The sequence below is a fragment of the Cupriavidus sp. GW821-FHT02F09 genome (genome assembly GCF_059421605.1).
The window spans coordinates 1-1,697 of the sequence record NZ_JBWKVH010000099.1 but is presented as its reverse complement, the minus strand read 5'-3'; the positions used below and the strand labels follow the sequence as shown (position 1 = coordinate 1,697).

General features: G+C 56.3%; 1 protein-coding gene. It reads right to left on the bottom strand.

The features are described from left to right. Positions 1–182: 182 nt before the first annotated feature. Positions 183–1,628, bottom strand: a complete 1,446-nt coding sequence (locus tag AC07XB_RS38900; RefSeq protein WP_492833254.1) for an IS1182 family transposase — start codon at positions 1,626–1,628, stop codon at positions 183–185. Between the last annotated feature and the right edge of the window lie 69 nt (positions 1,629–1,697).

Sequence of the window (1,697 nt, the reverse complement as noted above, 5' to 3'; positions counted from 1 at the left end):
TGGGTCGAGGCCGTGTGGAAACGTCTCTCGAATCGCACCAATGCGCATCCCCTCCGGAGCGTAGCCTGCCTTATCGAATTTTCGGCCAATCCGGTCGTGGGTGGCGTCGAAATGGGGGCGAACAGCGTTCATGGGCCCCTGAGAACGGTCTTCAGCCACATTTTTTGGGTGCAAATGGGTGCTTACGCACCCACCAGGCGCATGGCCTTCATTGTCTTCGAGAACCCGAGAATTCGAAGGACGCGCTTCAAGTTGTACGCCAGAACATGCAGGCTCATTTCAGTACCTACATTCGGTAGCGTGCGCGTCAGGAAGTGAGTGTAGCCCATCCAATGTTTGAAGGTTCCGAAGACATGCTCGACGGTTCGCCTACGAACCGTCATGGCATCTGGTGTCTTGTCGAGCCGGCGCTGGACGGCCTCCAGCACTTCCTCATGCTCCCATCTTGAGATGCGCCGGTACGGACTCGGCGTGCATTGAGACCGCATCGTGCACTGAGGACAAGCACTACTCCAATAGCGGCGTAGCTGCAGTCCATGCTCTTCTCTGGTGAAGCGGTATATCGCACGTTCGCCGGCGGGACATTGATATTCATCGTCTCGGGCAATGTAGATGAAGTCCGCCCGATCAAATCGACCTCCCGCCTTCGCGCTGGATGTCGTTGGCTTGGGCAAGATGGCAGCAATGCCCGTATCCGCGCACGCCTTAATCTCCTGCGCACTGAAGTAGCCACGATCAGCTATGGCCTTGAGCCTGGTCTTACCCATCGCATCGCGAGCGGCTCGAGCCATCGAGTTGAGTTGCGCTCGATCATTGCCAATATTGGTGACCTCATGAGCTACGATCAGATGGTGCTTGGCATCTACGGCCATCTGTACGTTGTAGCCGACCATTCCAGAGCCCTTGCCACTTGTCGCCATCGAGCGCGCATCAGGATCGGTCATCGAGATCTGACCATCTGGCAGCGTCTTGAGCTCTTCCTTTATCTGGTCAAGGCTATGCATCTGCTGACGCAGTTGCGCAATCTTCTCGCGCAGTCGAGTTGTTTTGAGTTCTATCTCCGCCGGCTGCGTGCGATCGGCAGTCTCCAGCGCGCTCAGATACCGCTGGATGCTCTCTTCGATTTGCTGCTGGCGCTTGTCGACCTTGCCAGCAGTGAAATTGCGGTCCCGAGTATTGACTGCCTTGAACTTGCTACCGTCGATGGCGACCAGGGCCTGCGAGAACAGCTTTAAATCGCGGCACAGAACCACGAAACGATGGCAGACATTGCGAATGCCCGTGCTGTTGTCCCTGCGGAAATCTGCAATCGTCTTGAAGTCCGGCGCCAGTCGACCGGTCAGCCACATCAGCTCTATATTGCGTTGGCATTCACGTTCCAGACGGCGGCTGGACTGGACCCGGTTGAGGTAGCCATAGATGTATATCTTCAACAGGACGGCAGGATGATATGAGGGGCGACCTGTAGTCGAAGGATTGGCACCCTCGAACCCGAGCGACTCGAGATCCAACTCTTCAACAAACGCGTCGATGATCCTGGCGGGGTTATCCTCGGCGATGAAATCATCGAGGCATTCTGGAAGCAGCGTAGCTTGCTTGCGGTCCTCTCCCTCTATGAATCGCTTCATTCGGTCCCCCAATCTGAATGCGTTGATCCAGTCTAGGTGATCGAGACGTTTTCACACACCCTCGGTCGG